Source organism: Streptomyces sp. NPDC093094 (assembly GCF_044754345.1).
Lineage (GTDB): Bacteria > Actinomycetota > Actinomycetes > Streptomycetales > Streptomycetaceae > Streptomyces.
This window is the reverse complement of record NZ_JBIVOX010000004.1, coordinates 522,134-539,059: the sequence shown is the minus strand read 5'-3', so window position 1 is coordinate 539,059 and position 16,926 is coordinate 522,134. Positions and strand designations below refer to the sequence as shown.

12 protein-coding genes are annotated in these 16,926 nt (G+C 72.4%); 9 read left to right on the top strand and 3 right to left on the bottom strand.

The genetic code is table 11. The annotated features are described in order from the left end of the window. Positions 1-101: 101 nt before the first annotated feature. On the bottom strand, positions 102-1,283 hold the full coding sequence (locus tag ACIQGV_RS11010; protein WP_402493149.1) for an aromatic ring-hydroxylating dioxygenase subunit alpha: 1,182 nt from the start codon (positions 1,281-1,283) through the stop codon (positions 102-104). Between the two features lie 400 nt (positions 1,284-1,683). On the opposite strand from ACIQGV_RS11010, the gene ACIQGV_RS11005 reads away from it, so the two are divergent. The 9 genes from ACIQGV_RS11005 (at position 1,684) to ACIQGV_RS10965 (ending at position 10,317) form a co-directional block, all read left to right on the top strand. Next, a complete protein-coding gene (locus tag ACIQGV_RS11005; RefSeq protein WP_402493148.1) occupies positions 1,684-2,115 on the top strand; it encodes a hypothetical protein in 432 nt (143 codons plus the stop codon). Further along, positions 2,112-3,347, top strand: a complete 1,236-nt coding sequence (locus ACIQGV_RS11000; RefSeq protein WP_402493146.1) for an NADH-ubiquinone oxidoreductase-F iron-sulfur binding region domain-containing protein — start codon at positions 2,112-2,114, stop codon at positions 3,345-3,347. The genes ACIQGV_RS11005 and ACIQGV_RS11000 overlap by 4 nt, the downstream gene beginning before the upstream one ends. A 219-nt stretch (positions 3,348-3,566) precedes the next feature. Beyond that, positions 3,567-3,758, top strand: coding sequence for a ferredoxin (locus ACIQGV_RS10995; protein ID WP_402493144.1), 192 nt, complete (start codon positions 3,567-3,569; stop codon positions 3,756-3,758). Between the two features lies 1 nt (position 3,759). Further along, the gene (locus ACIQGV_RS10990) at positions 3,760-5,814 is read left to right on the top strand and encodes an acetate--CoA ligase family protein (protein ID WP_402493143.1); all 2,055 of its coding nucleotides are present in this window, start codon (positions 3,760-3,762) and stop codon (positions 5,812-5,814) included. 78 nt (positions 5,815-5,892) lie between these two features. Next, positions 5,893-7,065 carry an acyl-CoA dehydrogenase family protein gene (locus ACIQGV_RS10985; RefSeq protein ID WP_402493142.1) on the top strand — a complete coding sequence of 391 codons (1,173 nt, stop codon included), beginning with the start codon at positions 5,893-5,895 and terminating at the stop codon, positions 7,063-7,065. A gap of 35 nt (positions 7,066-7,100) precedes the next feature. Further along, the gene (locus ACIQGV_RS10980; RefSeq protein WP_402493141.1) at positions 7,101-8,270 is read left to right on the top strand and encodes an acyl-CoA dehydrogenase family protein; all 1,170 of its coding nucleotides are present in this window, start codon (positions 7,101-7,103) and stop codon (positions 8,268-8,270) included. A gap of 40 nt (positions 8,271-8,310) precedes the next feature. Beyond that, a complete protein-coding gene (locus tag ACIQGV_RS10975; protein WP_402493140.1) occupies positions 8,311-9,204 on the top strand; it encodes a 3-hydroxybutyryl-CoA dehydrogenase in 894 nt (297 codons plus the stop codon). A gap of 56 nt (positions 9,205-9,260) precedes the next feature. Then, on the top strand, positions 9,261-9,872 hold the full coding sequence (locus ACIQGV_RS10970; RefSeq protein WP_402493139.1) for a TetR/AcrR family transcriptional regulator: 612 nt from the start codon (positions 9,261-9,263) through the stop codon (positions 9,870-9,872). Positions 9,873-10,041: 169 nt separating this feature from the next. Next, positions 10,042-10,317: a hypothetical protein gene (locus tag ACIQGV_RS10965; protein ID WP_402493137.1), complete on the top strand. Its 276-nt coding sequence runs from the start codon at positions 10,042-10,044 to the stop codon at positions 10,315-10,317. Positions 10,318-10,363: 46 nt separating this feature from the next. Here ACIQGV_RS10965 and ACIQGV_RS10960 read toward each other — a convergent pair whose 3' ends face one another. After that, positions 10,364-10,963, bottom strand: a complete 600-nt coding sequence (locus tag ACIQGV_RS10960) for a hypothetical protein (RefSeq protein WP_402493136.1) — start codon at positions 10,961-10,963, stop codon at positions 10,364-10,366. 1,666 nt (positions 10,964-12,629) lie between these two features. Further along, positions 12,630-15,920 carry a GDSL-type esterase/lipase family protein gene (locus ACIQGV_RS10955; protein WP_402493134.1) on the bottom strand — a complete coding sequence of 1,097 codons (3,291 nt, stop codon included), beginning with the start codon at positions 15,918-15,920 and terminating at the stop codon, positions 12,630-12,632. Positions 15,921-16,926 lie beyond the last annotated feature (1,006 nt).

Here is a 16,926-nt window from a genome sequence, read left to right as displayed (position 1 = left end):
GAAGGACCGGTCTGGGGAGGGTGCGTGCGCGGCTCAGAGGGCGCGGGATAAGGCCGTGGCCGGGCGTACGGCGCGGCGCGCGGTCGAGGTGTGCGGGGGTGTCACTGCGCGTCCCCGTCCAGGTCCTGTCGGACCCGGTCGGCGAACCAGCCGACGGCGGCCTCGCGCTGCGACAGCGGGCCGGGCTCGAACCCCGGTGTGCGCATGCCGGCCTGCACGCGCTCCACCAGCTCGGCGTCCTCGTCGTTGGTGACCCAGCCGATGTGGATGTTCAGCCGCCTGGCCAGCCGGGTGCGGACGTCCTCGCCGAGCTTGGTGTAGAAGGCGCCGGGGATCGCCGCCCGGTCCTGGGCGGTGGGCAGGGCGGTCCACGCGAGCACGTGGTCAGGGTAGAAGTCGATGAGCGTGTTCGGGTAGATCACGGCGTACCGCCATACCCGCCGGTCGTCCTCGGTGAGGCCCGGCATCGGGGTCGCCAGGCGCTGGTAGAGCCGTTCGGTCCAGTTCGAGGAGGGCTTGTCCCGCAGGGGCGACTCGAACAGGACGTAGTTCTCCTGCACGTCCACCGTGTACGCGGCGTAGTCGAGCAGACGCATGAGCGCCGGGTGGGCGACCGGGACGTGATAGCCCTCCAGATAGTTGTCGACGATCACCTTCCAGTTGGCGTTCTGTTCCTCGCCGCCCTTCAGGTCGTGGATACGGTGCTTGCCGACCGGCACGAGACCGGGGCCGGCGTAGCGTCCGACGGCCTCGGCGAGCCCGGCGCAGCTCTCGGCGAGCGGGGTCGCCTCCATGTGCAGGTTGACGAAGACGAAACCAAGGAAGGACTCCACGTTGACGGGGTGCAGTCCGAGCCCGGGCTTGTCGAGGCAGGGGATGCGGCGGGCCTCGGGGGCGCCGACCAGGCGTCCGTCCAGCTTGTAGGTCCAGCCGTGGTACGGGCAGCGGATCGCCTTGCCCGAGGGCGCCGGCTCGGTGACCAGGCGGGTTCCGCGGTGCCGGCACACGTTGAGGTGGGCGGCGAGGCCACCGTTCTCGGTGCGGACGACCAGGACCTCGCGGCCGGCCGCGGTGGCGGCCAGCCGGGCACCGGGGCCGGGGAGGTCGGACTCGTGGCAGACGAGCTGCCAGGACTTGGCGAAGATGCGGTCGGTCTCGGCCTTCGCGACGGCCGGATCGGTGTAGTAGCGGGCCGCCAGGGCCTCCCCGGGGTGCTCCGGGGGCGGTACCGGCGGAGTGGGGGAAGCGTCGACGTCGGCTGCCCGGGGCGTCGAGGGGTTCATGGGGTCCTCCTCCGCGCCGCGTGGGCGGCGATGGGCGGTGAGGGCGTCGCCGGCAGGAAAGCGAGGCAGGTGCGGCTTCCGGACCTGCCTCGATCCAGCTGACTGATTGGTTAGTCAGAGTGGGACCACCGACCGGGCAAGTCAAGACTTGTGGCCTGACTAATTAGTTAGTTAATGTCGTGGCAGGCGGACGGCCCGGGGCCCGCAGACGGATGCCCGGGCGCCCTCCGCAAGCCCGCGGACCCCGGTCCGCGCCACAGCGGGAGCCCTGACCGGGCACCCCGCACGGCTCCCGCCCCACGTCTCGTCTCTCACGGCGCCGGAGCATCCCCTTCCCCCTCATCGCCGCGCCGCCCTCGTTGCCGGATCACCCGGGAACGGAGCGATCCCGGAGGCACGCATGAGCGCTCGCCGAAGTCTCGTCTGGCTCGGCCTCACCCCCGAGCCCGAACAGGAACTGCCCGCAGCGGTGGCCGCCCTGCGCTCCTCGCCGGACGACCGCCCGCGCTCGCGCTCGGCCCTCGTCGCCGCGGAGCGCCACCGCGTCGAGCGGCTGGTGTTGCGCGGCACCCAGCGGGGCTGGCTGCGCTACCTGCACGAGGTCACCGGGCTGGTCGTCGAGGCGGCCCGGTCGCGGACCGCGGACCCGGGCGCGGCGCTGCTGGCCGGCGAGGTCGTCCTCGACCACCACCGCATGCTGATCGGTCTGCCCGGAGCGGGCTACGACCGCACCGCGGCCCAGCGGCGGGAACTGGAGCAGGCGCTGGACCGCCTGAGGTCCCGTCCCCTGCTCGCGCCCACCGGCCGCACCGAGCACAGGAGCCCTGTATGACCGGCGTGTACTCCCTCCTTCCCGAAGGACGGTCCGGCCTCCTCTCCCCCGAGCCGGCCGGCGGCGAGGACATCGCCGGGTACCTCGCCGCGGGCGGCTACGCGCCCCTCGTCGCGCCCGGCCGGCTGCTCGACCGGATCGCCGCGGCGGGACTGCGCGGCCGGGGTGGAGCCGGGTTCCCGGCCGCCGTCAAACTGCGGGCCGTCCGCGACGCACCGGGCCCCCGCGTCGTCGTCGCCAACGGCGAGGAGGGCGAGCCGGGATCCGTGAAGGACCGCTGGCTGCTGCGTCACCGCCCGCACACCGTCCTGGACGGACTGCGGCTGGCAGCGGCCATGACCGGCGCCGAGCGCGGCCACGTCTACCTCTCCGACCCCGCATCCGAGCGGGCCGTGCGCCGGGCCCTCACCGAATGCGCCCTCGGCCTGCGCATCGACGTCGTCCGCACCGAGCACACCTACGTCGCAGGAGAGGAGAGCGCCGTCGTACGGCGTCTCGACGGCGGCCCCGCGCTGCCGACGGCCAAACCCCCGCGGCCGTTCGAGAGCGGTGTCGGCGGCGCGCCCACCCTCGTCGCGAACGTGGAGACGCTGGCCCGTCTCGCGCGGATCAACACGCACCCCGACGAGGCGGACGTCGTCGCCGCGGCCCACCTGGTGACCCTCGCCGGTGGCGGCGGTGACGCCGCGCTCGTGGAGGTGCCCGCCGGCACGCATCTGAAGGTCCTCGCCGACCTGTGCGGCTACGGCCGGTCCGAGGCGGTCCTGCTGGGCGGGATGTTCGGCGGACTGTACGGGGAGGGCTGGCGGGATCTGCCGCTCGACCACGACGGCCTGCGTACGACCGGCGCGGCCCTCGGCTGCGGGGCGCTGCACTTCCTCGGCCCCGAGGACTGCCCCGTCGCCGTCGCCGTGGAGGCCGCCTCCTACCTCGGGGCCCAGAGCGCCCGGCAGTGCGGCGTGTGCGTCTCGGGCACCGGGGCGATGGCCAAGGCCCTCTCGGCCGTCGCCCGCGGAGAGGGGAACCCCGACACGCTCGACCAGCTGCACCGCTGGTCGAGCCAACTGCCCGGCCGCGGAGCCTGTGCACTGCTCGACGCCGCCGCCCGCGTCGTCGCCACCCTCCTCGACCGCTTCCCCGACACACTCGACGCCCACCGCAGCCCCGGCTGCCCCGGCTGCGCGGACCCGGCGCCCGAGGACGGACGCCGCTTCACCGTCCCGGTGCCCTGAGCCCCTCGCTGTCTCCTTCCCCGCACTCCCCCTGCCGCTCCGAGTCACCCCCGGGCGCCCCGCACCTTCGCGCACCCGGCACTGCCGCGCCGAACGGACCCGGTGCCCTCCCCTCGCACCCGAGCCTCGCTCGCACAGCCCGTCCCGCAGAACGGACCCGGTGCCCCGACCGCATCCGAACCTCCCGCGCACCAGCCTCGCCACGCCGAAAGGACCGCCATGAAACTGCTGCTGGACTCCACCCGCTGCCAGGGCTACGGCCTCTGCCAGGAACCCGCCCCCGAGCAGATCGACCTCGACGAGTGGGGCTACGCGTCGGTGCGCGCCGGCGAGGTGCCGCCCGGCGGCGAGGCGGACGCCGAAGCCGCCGTCACCGCCTGCCCCAACTCCGCTCTGAAGCTGGTGAAGTGACATGGGACGCGACCTCTCGGCCCTTTTCGACCCGGTGTCCGTCGCCGTCGTCGGAGCCAGCGACGACCCCGCCAAGTACGGGCACGCCATCGCCGCCCAGGCGGTCCGCGCGAACGGCCGCCGCCCCGTCCACCTGGTCAACCGGCGCGGCGGCACCGTCCTCGGCCGCACCGCCGCGCCCAGCCTGAGCGCGATCGGCGAACCCGTCGACCTCGCCGTCGTCTCCGTGCCCGCCACCGGCTTCGAGGAGGCCGTCGACGAGGCGCTGCGGTGCGGGGCCCGGGCGATCGTCGCGATCACCGCCGGGTTCGCCGAGACCGGTGACGCCGGGCGCGCCCGGCAGGAGGCCGTCGCCGATCGGGTGCGCGCCGCCGGCGCCGTGATGGTCGGGCCGAACTGCCTGGGCCTGGCCGACAACACCACCGACCTCTTCCTGGCCTCCGACACCTTCACCCCCGGCGGCGTGGCCCTGCTGAGCCAGAGCGGCAACCTCGCCCTCGAACTCCAGCTCCGCTTCCGCCCGCACGGCCTCGGGTTCTCCCGGTTCGTCTCGCTCGGCAACCAGGCCGACGTCACCCTCGTCGACCTGCTCGCCGACTGCGCCCGGCACGAAGGCACCCGGGCCATCGCCGTGTACGCCGAGGACTTCGGCGACGGGCGCGCCTTCGCCGAAGCGGCCGCCGGCGCCGGGAAGCCGGTCGTGCTGCTCACCGCCGGGCGCGGGGACGCCTCCGCTCGCAGCGCCCAGTCGCACACCGGGGCGCTGACCACCTCGGCCGACGTGGTGGCCGCCGCGTGCCGGGACGCCGGGGTGGAACTGGTGGCCACCCCGCGCGAACTCACCGTCGTCCTCGCCGCCAGGCACGGCGGACGGCGGGCCGACGGCCGCCGGGTCGCCGTGCTCACCGACGGCGGCGGCCACGGCGTCATCGCCGCCGACGCCGTCGAGGCCGCCGGGCTGACCGTGCCCGAACTCGGCGAGCCGACGCGACAGCGGCTGCGCGAGGCGCTGTGGGAACAGTCGGCCGTCGCGAACCCGGTGGACCTCGCCGGCATGGGCGAGCAGGACCCGGACTCCTACGCGCGGACGGTCGCCGCGCTGCTGGCGGCCGAGGAGGTCGACGCCGTCCTGATGACCGGGTACTTCGGCGGCTACGCGGCTGCCGAGGGCGGCCTCGGCGGAGGCGGCACGGCCCTCGCGGACGGGGAGCAGGCGGCGGCACGCCTCATCGCCGCCCGGCACCGCGCCACCGCCACACCCCTGGTCGTGCAGTCGATGTATCCCCAGTCGCCCAGCTGCCGCACCCTCGCCGCCGCCGGCATACCCGTCTTCTCCGCCACCGAGGACGCCGCCCGCGCACTCGCCGCCACCGCACCGGGCGCACCCCACGCCGGTGTGACCCCGCTGCCCAGCCCGGCGGCCCCGCTGCGGGAGACCGGCTACCTGGAGACCCGCAGAGCCCTGGAGGCGGCCGGACTCGCCTTCCCCGCCGCCCGCGAGATCCACGACGAGACCGAACTGCTCGCGGTCACCCAGGAGTTCGGCGGGCCGTACGTCCTCAAGGCCCTGCATCTGCTCCACAAGTCCGACGCCGGAGGAGTGGCCCTCGGCCTCGCCGGCCCCGACGAACTGCTCGCCGCCTTCCGGGAGATGCACGCCCGGCTCGGCGCCCCCTCCTACTCCGTGGAGGCCATGGCCGACCTCAGCGACGGCATCGAACTGATCGTCGGCGTCAACCGCGACCCGCGCTTCGGCCCGGTCGCCATGGTGGGACTGGGCGGAGTGCTCGCGGAGGCACTGCACGACGTCGCCTTCACCCTCGCCCCCGCGTCCGCCGACCGCGCCCTGCACCTGCTGCGCGGACTGCGCACCGCGGTCCTGCTCGACGGCGTGCGCGGCCGCCCGCCCGTCGACGTCGGCGCCGCCGCGGCCGCCGTCGAGGCGATCACCGCGTTCGCCGCCGCCCACCCCGAGATCGCCGAGATCGAGGTCAACCCCCTTCTCGTACGGCCCGACGGCGCCCTCGCCCTCGACTCCCGCGCCGTACTCGCCTGACCGAGCCGTGATCCGCCGCACCGCGCCGTACTCGCCCGACCGATCCGTACTCGCCCGACCGACCCGGAAGAGATCTCCATGGACATGCGCTACACACCCGAGCAGGCCGACCTGAAGCGTCGCGCCGCCGGGTACGCCCGCCTGCTGATGCGCTACGAGGACCAGTCCGAGCAGGCCGGCGGACCCCTGCCGCAGGAACTCGTCACCGAACTGACCCGCGCCGCGATGGACGCCGGGGTCTACGCCATCAACATGCCCGCCGAGTGGGGCGGGGCCGGCCTGAACCTGCTCGACCAGGTCATCGTCGAGGAGGAGTTCGGCAAGGTCACCAACTGCCTCTGGGACATCCCCTGGCGGCCCGCCAACGTCCTCGCCCACGGCGACGAGCGGCAGCGCGAGAAGTACCTGCTGCCGGTGATCCGCGCCGAGAAGTTCGACGCGTTCGCCGTCACCGAGCCCGGCGCGGGCTCCGACCCGTCCGCCGGCACCTCCACGGCCACCCGCACCGACGGCGGCTGGCTGCTGAACGGGGAGAAGTGGTTCGTCACCTGCGGCGACATCGCCGACTTCCTGCTGGTGCAGGCGGACGCCGGTCCGGAGAAGCTCCCCACGCTGTTCTTCGTCGACAAGGCCGCGCCCGGCGTGAAGATGACCCGGCTGCCGCACTTCATGCACTCCGCCGTCAACGGGCACCCCGAGTTCACCTTCACCGACGTCTTCGTCGCCGACGAGGACGTGCTCGGCGGCGTCGGCAACGGCTACGAGCTCACCAAGGAGTGGTTCACCGACGAGCGCCTGATGATCGCCGCCCGCACCGTCGGCGCCGCCGAGCGCGCCCTCCAGCTCGCCCGGGACTGGGCCGTGGAGCGCGAGCAGTTCGGGGCGCCCATCGCCTCGTACCAGCTGATCCAGGGCATGCTCGCCGACTGCGCCGTCGACATCGCCGTCAACCGTGCCTACACCCACCAGGTCGCCTGGGAGGCCGACCGGCCCGGCACCGACCGCAAGACCCTGCACGCCAAGGCATCCACCGCCAAGCTCGCCGCGAGCGAGGCCGCCGGCCGGGTCGCCGACCGCTGTCTGCAGATCTTCGGCGGCCGCGGCTACGACCGCACCTACCCCGTCGAGCGCATGTACCGCGAGCTGCGCGTCGACCGGATCTGGGAGGGCACCTCCGAGATCCAGCGGCTGATCATCGCCAACGAGCTCATCAAGCGCGGCACCCGGGCCCTGGCCCTGCCCACGCGCTGACACCCACTCTTCCGTACCGCACAGCGAGGACTTCCATGGACTTCCGTCTCACCCCGCGCCAGGTCCAGCTCAAGAGCGACGCACGCGCCCTCACCGACTTCATCGCCGGCTACGAGACCCGGTGCGAGGAGGAGAACGGCCTGCCCGCCGACGCGCACGCCAAGATCCGCGACGCCGTGCTGGACGCCGGACTCCAGGCCGTCAACATGCCCGCCGAATGGGGTGGCGCCGGCCTCACCATCGCCGAGCAGGTCACCGTGCAGGAGGAACTTGGCCGACTGACCGGCGCCCTGTGGGACATGGTGTGGCGGCCCGCGAACGCGCTGCGGTTCTGCACCCCCGAGCAGCGCGAGCGCTTCCTCGTCCCGGTGATCAAGGGCGAGCGGCGTGACTGCTACGCCGTCACCGAGCCCGGCGCCGGATCCGACCCGCAGAACCTCGCCACCACCGCGACGAAGAACGACCGGGGCTGGGTGCTCGACGGCGAGAAGTGGTTCGTGACGGTCGGAGACCACGCCGACTTCATGATCGTGCTCGCTGCGGCAGGACCGGAGCGCGCGCCCACTCTCTTCCTGGTCGACAAGGACACCCCCGGCATCGAGATGACGCGAGTCCCGCGCTTCATGCACACCTTCGTGTACGAGCACCCCGAGTTCACCTTCACCGACGTCCAGGTGGGCGAGGACGCCGTCCTCGGCGGCATCGGCGAGGGCTACGACATCACCCGTTCCTGGTTCACCGAGGAGCGTCTGATGATCGCCGCCCGCACCACCGGCGCCGCCGAACGGGCGCTGGAGCTGTCCCGGGACTGGGCCGTGGAGCGCGAGCAGTTCGGGGCGCCCATCGCCTCGTACCAGCTGATCCAGGGCATGCTCGCCGACTGCGCCGTCGACATCGCCGTCAACCGTGCCTACACCCACCAGGTCGCCTGGGAGGCCGACCGGCCCGGCACCGACCGCAAGACCCTGCACGCCAAGGCGGCCATCGCCAAGCTCGCCGCGAGCGAGGCGTCCGGCCGGGTGATCGACCGGTGCCTGCAGATCCACGGCGGCCGCGGCTACGACCGCGCCTACCCCGTCGAGCGGCTCTACCGCGAGCTGCGCGTCGACCGGATCTGGGAGGGCACCTCCGAGATCCAGCGGCTGATCATCGCCAACGAGCTGACCAAGCGCGGATCGGGGGTCCTGGACCTGCCCACCGCCTGACGCGCACCGACGCAGACCTCGAGGAAAGGAAGAGAGACCGATGTCCGACATCAAGCGCGTGGGAGTCGTCGGCTGCGGGCTGATGGGTGCCGGAATCGCCGAGGTCTGCGCACGGGCCGACGTACCGGTCACGGTCGTGGAGCGCGATGCGGAGGCGGCCCGGGCCGGCCGCCTCCGCATCGGCCGCTCGCTCGACCGGGCCGCCGCACACGGCAGGCTCAGCGCAGCACGGCGGGAGGCCGCCGCAGCCCTGATCACCGTCGTCGACGAGCTGGACGCCCTGCACGACCACGACCTGGTGATCGAGGCGGTGGCCGAGGACGAGGACCTCAAGGTCGACGTCTTCACCCGCCTCGACACGGTCGTCACCGGCGAGGGCACCATCCTCGCCACCAACACCTCGTCCATCCCGGTGATCCGGCTTGCCGCTGCGACGAGCCGCCCCGACCGCGTGGTCGGTGTGCACTTCTTCAACCCCGTGCCGGTGCTGCGGCTCGTCGAGCTCGTGCCGTCGCTGCTCACCTCGCCCGCCACCGCGGCACGGGCCGAGGAGTTCGTGACCGGGGCCCTCGGCAAGGAGGTCGTCCGGACCCGGGACAAGGCCGGCTTCGTCGTCAACGCGCTGCTCGTGCCCTACCTCCTGGCCGCGATCCGCATGGTGGAGTCGGGCAGCGCGACCGTCGAGGACGTCGACCGCGGCATGGTCCTCGGCTGCGCGCACCCGCTCGGCCCGCTCGCACTGACCGACCTGATCGGCCTGGACACCACACGGGCCATCGCCGAGTCGCTGTACGCCGAGTTCCGCGAACCGCAGTACTCGCCGCCACCGCTGCTGTCGCGCATGGTGGAGGCCGGACTGCTCGGCCGCAAGTCGGGCCGCGGCTTCCACACCTACGACGAGGAGGCTTCACGACAGGCACCGGCACCGGCGTGACCTTTGTGAGGGAAGATGGTCACGACGGACGAGCACCGGACGAGGGGAGCCGCAACGTGCCGACCAAGGTGCGCACGGCAGACACACGCGAGCGCATCCTGACCGCGGCGTGCGAGGTCATCGCCGACATCGGGTTCGAGAAGATCCGGATGCGGATGGTCGCGGAGCGGGCCGGGGTGTCGACGGCGCTGCTGCATTACCACTTCGACACGCGCGAGAAGCTGTTCACCGAGGCGATGACCCACTCCTTCGCCAACACGGCCGTCGACGTCGAGCGTGACGCGGAGACGGTCCCGGCGGCGGTCGTCCTGGCCCGTATCGTGCGCAGCCTGCTGCCGACCGACCCCCGGCTCCACCAGGACTGGCGGCTGTGGCAGGAGCTCTGGGTGCGGGCCCTGCGCGACGAGACCACCCGGGTCTTCGCCGTGGACCTGTACGCCCAGCTGCACGGCTGGGTGTCCGACGCGGTACGGCGCGGCATCGCCTCCGGCGAATTCACCCCGACCGACGTGGACGACCTCAGCACGCTGGTGCTGTCGCTGAGCGACGGTTACGGCATCCGTCTCATGCTGCGCGACCCGACGGTCACCCTCGACTCCGCGGTCGGCGCCATCTGGCGCCATGTGTCCGCCGCGCTCGGAGCGCCGGCCGTGCCGCCCACCTCGTGAGCCCGGCGGAAGCCGGTCGCAGGTCCCGTACCTCCCCGTCCCCGGACAGGAGCCGCTCGGTCCGCCGTGAAGGTGAACGCGTCCCGTCGTGACCGCGCTGCGCCGATGCGTGACCGGTCCCCCTCGCTACGTTGCTGAAGCCAGAGATGCCCGCAGAAGGGAGACGACGGTGATCGCAAGGGTGGCCGTGTGGGAACCGATGCCGACCGATGACAGGGACTGGGTGCTGAAGGCCACGGCCTCGGTGCCCGGCGTGCACGGTGCCTACCATCTCCTCGACCCTGCGACCGGCAACGGACTGTCGATCGCCTTCTTCGAGGACGAAGCGGCGGCGCAGGCGGCACGCGCGGCCATCGTGGAGCACGCCGCGTCGATCGGGTGGAACGAGTCCCAGCACCCGGCACCCGCCTCGCACACCTTCTACGACGTCATCCGGCATGCGTGACCCCGCCGGCCCCGGCCAGCGTCATCGCCCCCGGCAAGCGGGACGGTCAGACCTGCCGCAGCAGATAGTTCCCGCTTCCGGTGATGCTGTGATGCGCGTGATCTCTGGGGCACACGCCTGACACACCGGGAGAGTTGCCGTCGAAGAAGAGCCCGAAGCACTTGGCGCAGAACCGCCATTGCTCCTGTCCCCCCGGGCCGTCCCGGTTGCCGATGTCCTCCAGCCGGTAGAGCGCGGAGGTGACCGGATAGGGGCCGATGGACCAGTGGCCCCCGCCCGCCGGGCAGGTGCCGTAACCGACGCGGCCCGAGAACCACAGGCCCTGGCAGTCGGCGCACCACCGCCAGCCGGACTGGCCCCGTCCTCCGTCCTGGTCCTCTTTGAGGATGTAGTTGCCGCTGCCGGTGCTGTCGTGACCGCCGTCCCCCGCGGGGCAGCGGCCCCGCGTGCTGTTGCCGGAGAACCACAGGCCACTGCACCGCCTGCACCATCTCCACAGCTGCTGGGCAGCCGACGCCGGAGCCGCGGCTCCCACGGTCAGCAGACCGCCACCGACGACCGCGGCCACCCCGGCAACCGCCGTCCGCAGCGCCTGGCGGCGTGAGGCTCCCGCGCCGCCCTCAACGGACGTGCTCTCATGCGTCACTGGGTCCGCACACCCCCGTACATCAGCCTGGACACGGTTCTTCAACCACTGCCAGTGTGCGAAGAGCCGGCGAACGGCACAATCGGCGGACAGGATCGCAAAGGGCACGGACGGCTTTCGCAGTGCGCCCCCCCATGGGCCGCAGGCCACGGACCGGTCACCGAACGCGGCCAGGGGCGCCGGCCCCTCACCCACAGAAAGCGGAGGCCGGCAGACCGAGCGGTGTGAACGAGGAGGCGTCCCCACTCCGACGGTTCGCCCTGTCTCCCCTCCACATGCACACCGCCTCCGTGCCACCGTGATTGACGGCGGCGCACCGATGCCGCGGTGCTCCCGCAACCTGCGTGACGGCATTCGTTCCGCCACCCCCTTCGAGAAGGCGACGACGACCGGCACGAGCTCCCCCAGGAGCACGGACGACGCGTTTCTCGCTGACCCGCAGGCATTTCTCCCTCAGCTCGGTGGTCACCCACGATGAGCCGTGAGCACCGCCTGACTCGCCACGGACCTCGCGGATCTTCTCGGCCAGGACCCGGTCCCTGTGCCGCCGGGCCGTTCTGGTCTGCCGGCGGGAGAGCCACTCGTAGTGGCTGGACCTGTTGAGCTCCAGGACCTCACAGAGCCACTTCGCCTCGTAGGCGGCCGGTGGTCGCCGACGAACTGAAAGCGGCTCCTCACCAGTTCATGTCCCCGGCGACATGCTCGGCCGCCTTGCGCAGTGTGTCCCGCTCGTCCGGACCGACAGACGGTGACGTCCCGGTCCGGGCCGGCGACTGACCGGCTGACGGTGACGCCCCGGCGTTCGCGGTTCTTCAGCGCCGGCGGCGGTCTTCTCGCTCCCTCCGGATCAAGCAGATCCGGTATCGGCGTGTCCACCGCTCAGAGGAGGCCCCCGACGCGACAGGCGCAGTCGCTTGCGCGCCGGCCCGGCCGCCCGCCACGTACCGCTGTCAGAGCGGCAGGTCGTGCCCGGTTCCACCGCTCGTGGCCTCCCGCTGCGCCGACACCCGGACCGTGCCCCGTGAAGCCCGCAGCCCATGACGGTCTGTCGTTCATCGGCCCCATGTCTGACAGCCCCGTCCCGCACCGACGGCACGGGCCGCCCCCGGGCACACACAAGCCGGCCCCGTCCACCTGAAATCGGTGCCGTGCTGACGTGGCGACAGCGTCGGCCGCCTTCCCCGGCGTGATACCGCATTCTGCCGCAATCCGGTACGGAGCGGCCGACGAACCAGGGACGACGGGGCGCGGGCGGACGCGGTGCGGGACCGCACGTTCCGCCTCAGCCGCGCGGTGCAGACGGCGTGGCCGCAGCCGGGCGAGTGCATCGCGCAGCTCGCCCGGCGCCAGGGGCCGACCGCAGCACCGGGTCACGTCCGCCCGATCGGTGTGCCGGCGGCCGCTCGGCGATCTCGTCGCGGGACCGGGCGGTGCGTCCGGTGGGCAGGCAGGTGCCGTCGGCGACCGGTCGGCGGGCCCCGGCCGTGCCGGGGCCCGCCGTGGTGGAGCATCCGGCCGGACCGGTTGCCCGGTGGGCATGGCCCGGTGGGCATGGCCCGGTGGGCATGGCCCGGTGGGCATGGCCCCGTGGGCATGGCCCCGTGGGCATGGCCCGGTGGGCATGGCCCGGTGGGCATGGCCCGGTGGGCATGGCCCGGTGCGTGTGTCAGATACGGACGCGGGTGGCGGGGTTGCCGGTGCCGGTGGCGATGGTGCCCCGGCTGCTCCACCGCACTGATTCCCCGGTTCCGGTGGTGTTCTCGTAGGCGGTCAGGGCACCGTCGGGGGCGAGGACGAGGTAGTCGGCGCGGGCGTCTCCGGTGACGTCGGCGAAGCGGATCTGGTCACCGCTCCAGCCGGCCGAGCCGGTGGCGACATGGCCCTCGTAGACCCACTTGAGGGTGCCGTCCGCGGCGGTGGTGTTGGTGTAGGCCCGGGCCGCGCCGTTGTCGGAGACGACGAGGTAGTCGGCCTTGGCGTCGCCGGTGACGTCGGCGAAGCGGACGTCCTCGGCGGTCCACTCCGGGGAGCCGGTGGCCACGGTGCCCCGGTCGCTCCACTTGACCGCACCGGCGGCCGTGGTGGTGTGGACGAAGGCGCGGACGGCGCCGCGGTCGGAGACGACGAGGTAGTCGGCCCGGGCGTCGCCGCCGACGTCGGCGAAGCGGACCTGGGCGCTGTTCCAGCCGGTGGAGCCGCCGGCGATGGTGCCGATGTCCCGCCAGCCGCCCCTTCCGTCGCCGCCCTCGTTGACGAACGCGCGCACCGCGCCGTTGGGAGAGAGGACGAGGTAGTCGGCCCGGGCGTCGCCGCCGACGTCGGCGAAGCGGACCTGCTGCCCGGTCCACTGGGCGGAGCCCGAGGCGATGACGCCCTGGTCGGCCCACTTCACGGTGCCGTCGGCCGTCGTGGAGCCGGTCCAGGCGCGGACGGCGCCGTTGTCCTCCACGACGAGGTAGTCCGAGCGCCCGTCGCCGTTGACGTCGACGCGGTAGTCGCCTGCTGCCGCCGGACCGCCGGTGCCGGGAGGGGCGGGCTTGACGGTGACGTTCTCGTCGATCCACTTGTTGCGGGCGGCGGTGACGACGCCGCCGTGGAAGGCGCCCGCCATCTTCAGGTAGCCCCGGTCGTTGGGGTGGAGGTTGTCGTCGAGGTCCGCCACCGTCAGCGTGCTCATGCTGACCTGGGTGATGCGGTAGCCGCGCCGGGCGCGGTCGGCGACGATGCCGGGGATGGCCCGGTTGTAGGCGTCCACCCGGGCCTGCACCGTACGGTCGGCCGCCGGGACGAGGGAGGCGACCACGATGGCGGTGTTCGGCGAGGAGTCGTGGATCTGGTCGATCAGGCCCGCCAGGCGCTGGGGGGCGGTGGAGACCTGGTGGTCGCGGTTCATGTCGTTGGTGCCGATGTGCAGCAGGACAAGGTTCGGCTCGGCCTGTTCCATCCAGCGTTCGATGTTCGCGGAGATCTGGTCGATGCGCCAGCCGGAGTGTCCCTCGTGGCGGCTGCCGTCGGCGTCCTGCATCGAGCCGACGAACCGGACGTCCGGGGCGTCCTGGGCCAGCATCCGCGCCAGTGCGGGCCGGTAGCCGGTGCGGGCGCCGCTGCCCACGCCCAGGGTGATGGAGTCGCCCAGCGGCATCACGGCCAGCTTCTTCAGCTCGTCGCGCGGGTTCCCCGGCACCCCGGGAACGACGTCCCCGGTGGGCATCAGGTCATACCGGGTGGAGTTGTCGGTGGAGAGCTTCAGCGGGGTCCCCTCGGTGACCGGACCTGAGGAGTCGGCCCCCAGGATCAACCCCAGGAAAGGATTCCAGACCTGGTCTCCGAGGAACTGCCACGACATCCTTCTCACGGTCTCGGAAGGGCTGTTGGCGTCGGGGCACGCCTCGGTCACGGCCGCGGCCTGGCCCAGCAGGGCTATGGAGGAGCTCAGGCACTTGCCCGACGCGAGGTTCACCAGGTACATGGTGCCCGCCATGGCGGACGCGTGGAGGAACCACTTCTCGTCCGTGGCGCCCGGGTGGTCGCGCAGATGGCCTTCGACTGCCCGGCCGGTGGTGCCGTTCTGCGGAACCTCCTGCAGGTACCGGAGGGTGTCCTCACTGCTGAGGTACACCGGCAGGTCCGCGCCCACCGGGAACCCCGCGGTGTCCAGGTGGTTCAGGTCCACCGAACGCAGTGACCAGGAATCGCGTTCGGGCTCCGTGGGGACGGGCTTGTTCGCCCACAGGCGGTTTTCGTTTCCCGCGAAGACGAGGCGCTGGCCCTGGGTGTTGCGGATGGTTTCACCGTCGATGCGCCAGAGGAACGAATTCGGCGGATGGCCGGAGCTCGCGATGTCCAGGTTCCCCACCACTCCGCTCTCCCCCGACGTCAGGCTCAGTCCGGTGGCGTGATTCACGATGTGGAACCAATCGAACCCGCTGAACGTCGTGGCGTAGTCGAAGGAATAGATCTGGGATGTCGAGTTCCTGAATTCCTCTCCGCGTGGGGTCGTCAGCGCCTCGCGTCCGGTGACGGCAAGGTCGGTGTTCTCGTTCACGAGGGCGACAGGTCCGGTCGTTTCCGCCCCGCCCCTCATTCTGCCGAAACGCACCGCCCGGTGATCGCTGGTGCTCTCTTCGTGCGCCGACGCCTGGCGCCAGTTGGGCTGGGGCCGGTTCGTGACCATGTAGTCGAGGGTCGCCGGGGCCGTCGGAGACCTGTGCGTGGGGACTGCGTTGCCGTTTCCGTCAACCGGGAAGATGACCTCCGCGTTGAGGGAGGTGATGGTCGGATTGCTGCTCATGGTGTCCGGCTCCCGGTTGAAGTCGCCGATGACCGACCACCCCCACCCCGGGCGTCCGTTGGTGACTGCGTCCGCTATCGCGCGCACCATGTCCGGGGCGGGATTGTTCCTGTACGCGGTCGCATGGAACGACGCGTATCCCATCCGATTGACGTCGTCGAGGACGACGAGGGCGTTGCGCGTACTTCCATTGGCCTGCACTTCCAGTGCGCTCCAGGCCCGATCCTGGGTGATCACCGCGATGGGGTGGTTCGCGGTCCGGAGCATGTAGAGGTAGACCCGGGTTCCTCTGGAGCTCGAGCCCGCGATCCATTCGTACTCCTGGACGTTCGCGGGCAGGGCGGGATACTGCGTGCCCGTGCGACTGAGCCGGCTGAGGGAGCCGGAAGCGGCGCTGGGGAGGGCGGGAACCCAATGTCCGTTCGCGTCCACCGTGTGCGGAACTTCCTGCAGGGCCACCACATGGTAGTTCTGGGCCAGCTCGGTCACCCTCCCGGACCAGAGTTCCCTTTTGCCCTGCATGTTCTGGGAGGCTATCCAGGTGTTGTTGGGATCAGGCAGCGCAACAGCCCCGGTGGGCAGGGCGATGACACCGCAGAGGCCGGCCAGCAGGGCCAGGACACAGCCGAGGGCGGACAACCGGTGGCCCGCACTCGGCCTGGACACCGGCCGGGCCCGACGGTACGCCGCGGCGCATCCGCTTGAGGCCACTCGCCGCAGCAGGGGCAGCACATGTCTGGATCTCAGATCAAACCGCAACGAAGCACCTTTGCTCGGGGCCCGCGGCACAGGGCGTCGCCCCCGGGAACAGGCGGCGCGCCGGGGCACACTTTCGAGCCGAGTCCACCAGTGGAAGCACGGCCGCCACCAGGCACAACGACCGGCAGAAGTAGGGTGCGTGGCACTTCTGCCGGACCGACGTGCCCGGGCAGGGGTGCGCGGGCAGGGGTGCGCGGGCAGGGGTGCGCGGGCAGGGGGAAATCCCGTCATGACGCGCCCGATGCCCGGCGGGTTCGGGCAGCGGCTGCGGGACCCGCGCGTCCGTTCCGCGCGGCCGTTCCGCGCGGCCCTCGGCTGTCCTCGGCAAGAGGGTCGGCCTGTCGAATGCGCCCGCCGCCCGAACCTGTCCCTCAGCGCCCTCAAGCGCTACGCGCGCACCCGAAGCCCTGTGTCGAGCGCCGCGTCACCGGCCACGCTGGTCGCCCCGTACCGCGACCACCTGCGCGAACGCCGTACGGCCGACCCCGCTCCGGGAGGTCCGGGAGCAGGGCTGCACCGGCAGCTCCAGCCTCCTCCGCCACAGCACCCTCCCGCACTGAGCGTCACCCTCTCGTCACCATCGATTACGGGACGGAGCCCAGGCCAACGGTGTCGGCGGGGCGTTCTGGCGCTTACCGAAGTGCAGCGCGGGCGCGGTCCCGGGCGTGCCGGTGAAGCATGATGCGGCGAGGGCCGGCGGGACGACGGCGGCGCCCGCTTGCCGGCAGACGGCGAACTTCTGCGGGTGTGGGGTCCGCGAGGCCGGACGCGTCTCGTCCGCCGCCGGACGCCTCGATCGCGGGCGAGTCGCCGACGGTTACACTGCGCTACCTGCTGGTGGCGCCGGCCGGGCGGATCCGGCCGCTCGCGGCGATGTTCTCCACGGCAATGTTGCACTACCTGGTGACCACCG

What these genes read in the sequence shown, in the direction of transcription:
- ACIQGV_RS11005 (WP_402493148.1), top strand. Translation starts at nt 1,684, where the DNA reads ATGAGCGCTCGCCGAAGTCTCGTCTGGCTCGGCCTCACCCCCGAGCCC.
- ACIQGV_RS11010 (WP_402493149.1), bottom strand. Translation starts at nt 1,283, where the DNA reads ATGAACCCCTCGACGCCCCGGGCAGCCGACGTCGACGCTTCCCCCACT.
- ACIQGV_RS10980 (WP_402493141.1), top strand. Translation starts at nt 7,101, where the DNA reads ATGGACTTCCGTCTCACCCCGCGCCAGGTCCAGCTCAAGAGCGACGCA.
- ACIQGV_RS11000 (WP_402493146.1), top strand. Translation starts at nt 2,112, where the DNA reads ATGACCGGCGTGTACTCCCTCCTTCCCGAAGGACGGTCCGGCCTCCTC.
- ACIQGV_RS10995 (WP_402493144.1), top strand. Translation starts at nt 3,567, where the DNA reads ATGAAACTGCTGCTGGACTCCACCCGCTGCCAGGGCTACGGCCTCTGC.
- ACIQGV_RS10990 (WP_402493143.1), top strand. Translation starts at nt 3,760, where the DNA reads ATGGGACGCGACCTCTCGGCCCTTTTCGACCCGGTGTCCGTCGCCGTC.
- ACIQGV_RS10985 (WP_402493142.1), top strand. Translation starts at nt 5,893, where the DNA reads ATGGACATGCGCTACACACCCGAGCAGGCCGACCTGAAGCGTCGCGCC.
- ACIQGV_RS10975 (WP_402493140.1), top strand. Translation starts at nt 8,311, where the DNA reads ATGTCCGACATCAAGCGCGTGGGAGTCGTCGGCTGCGGGCTGATGGGT.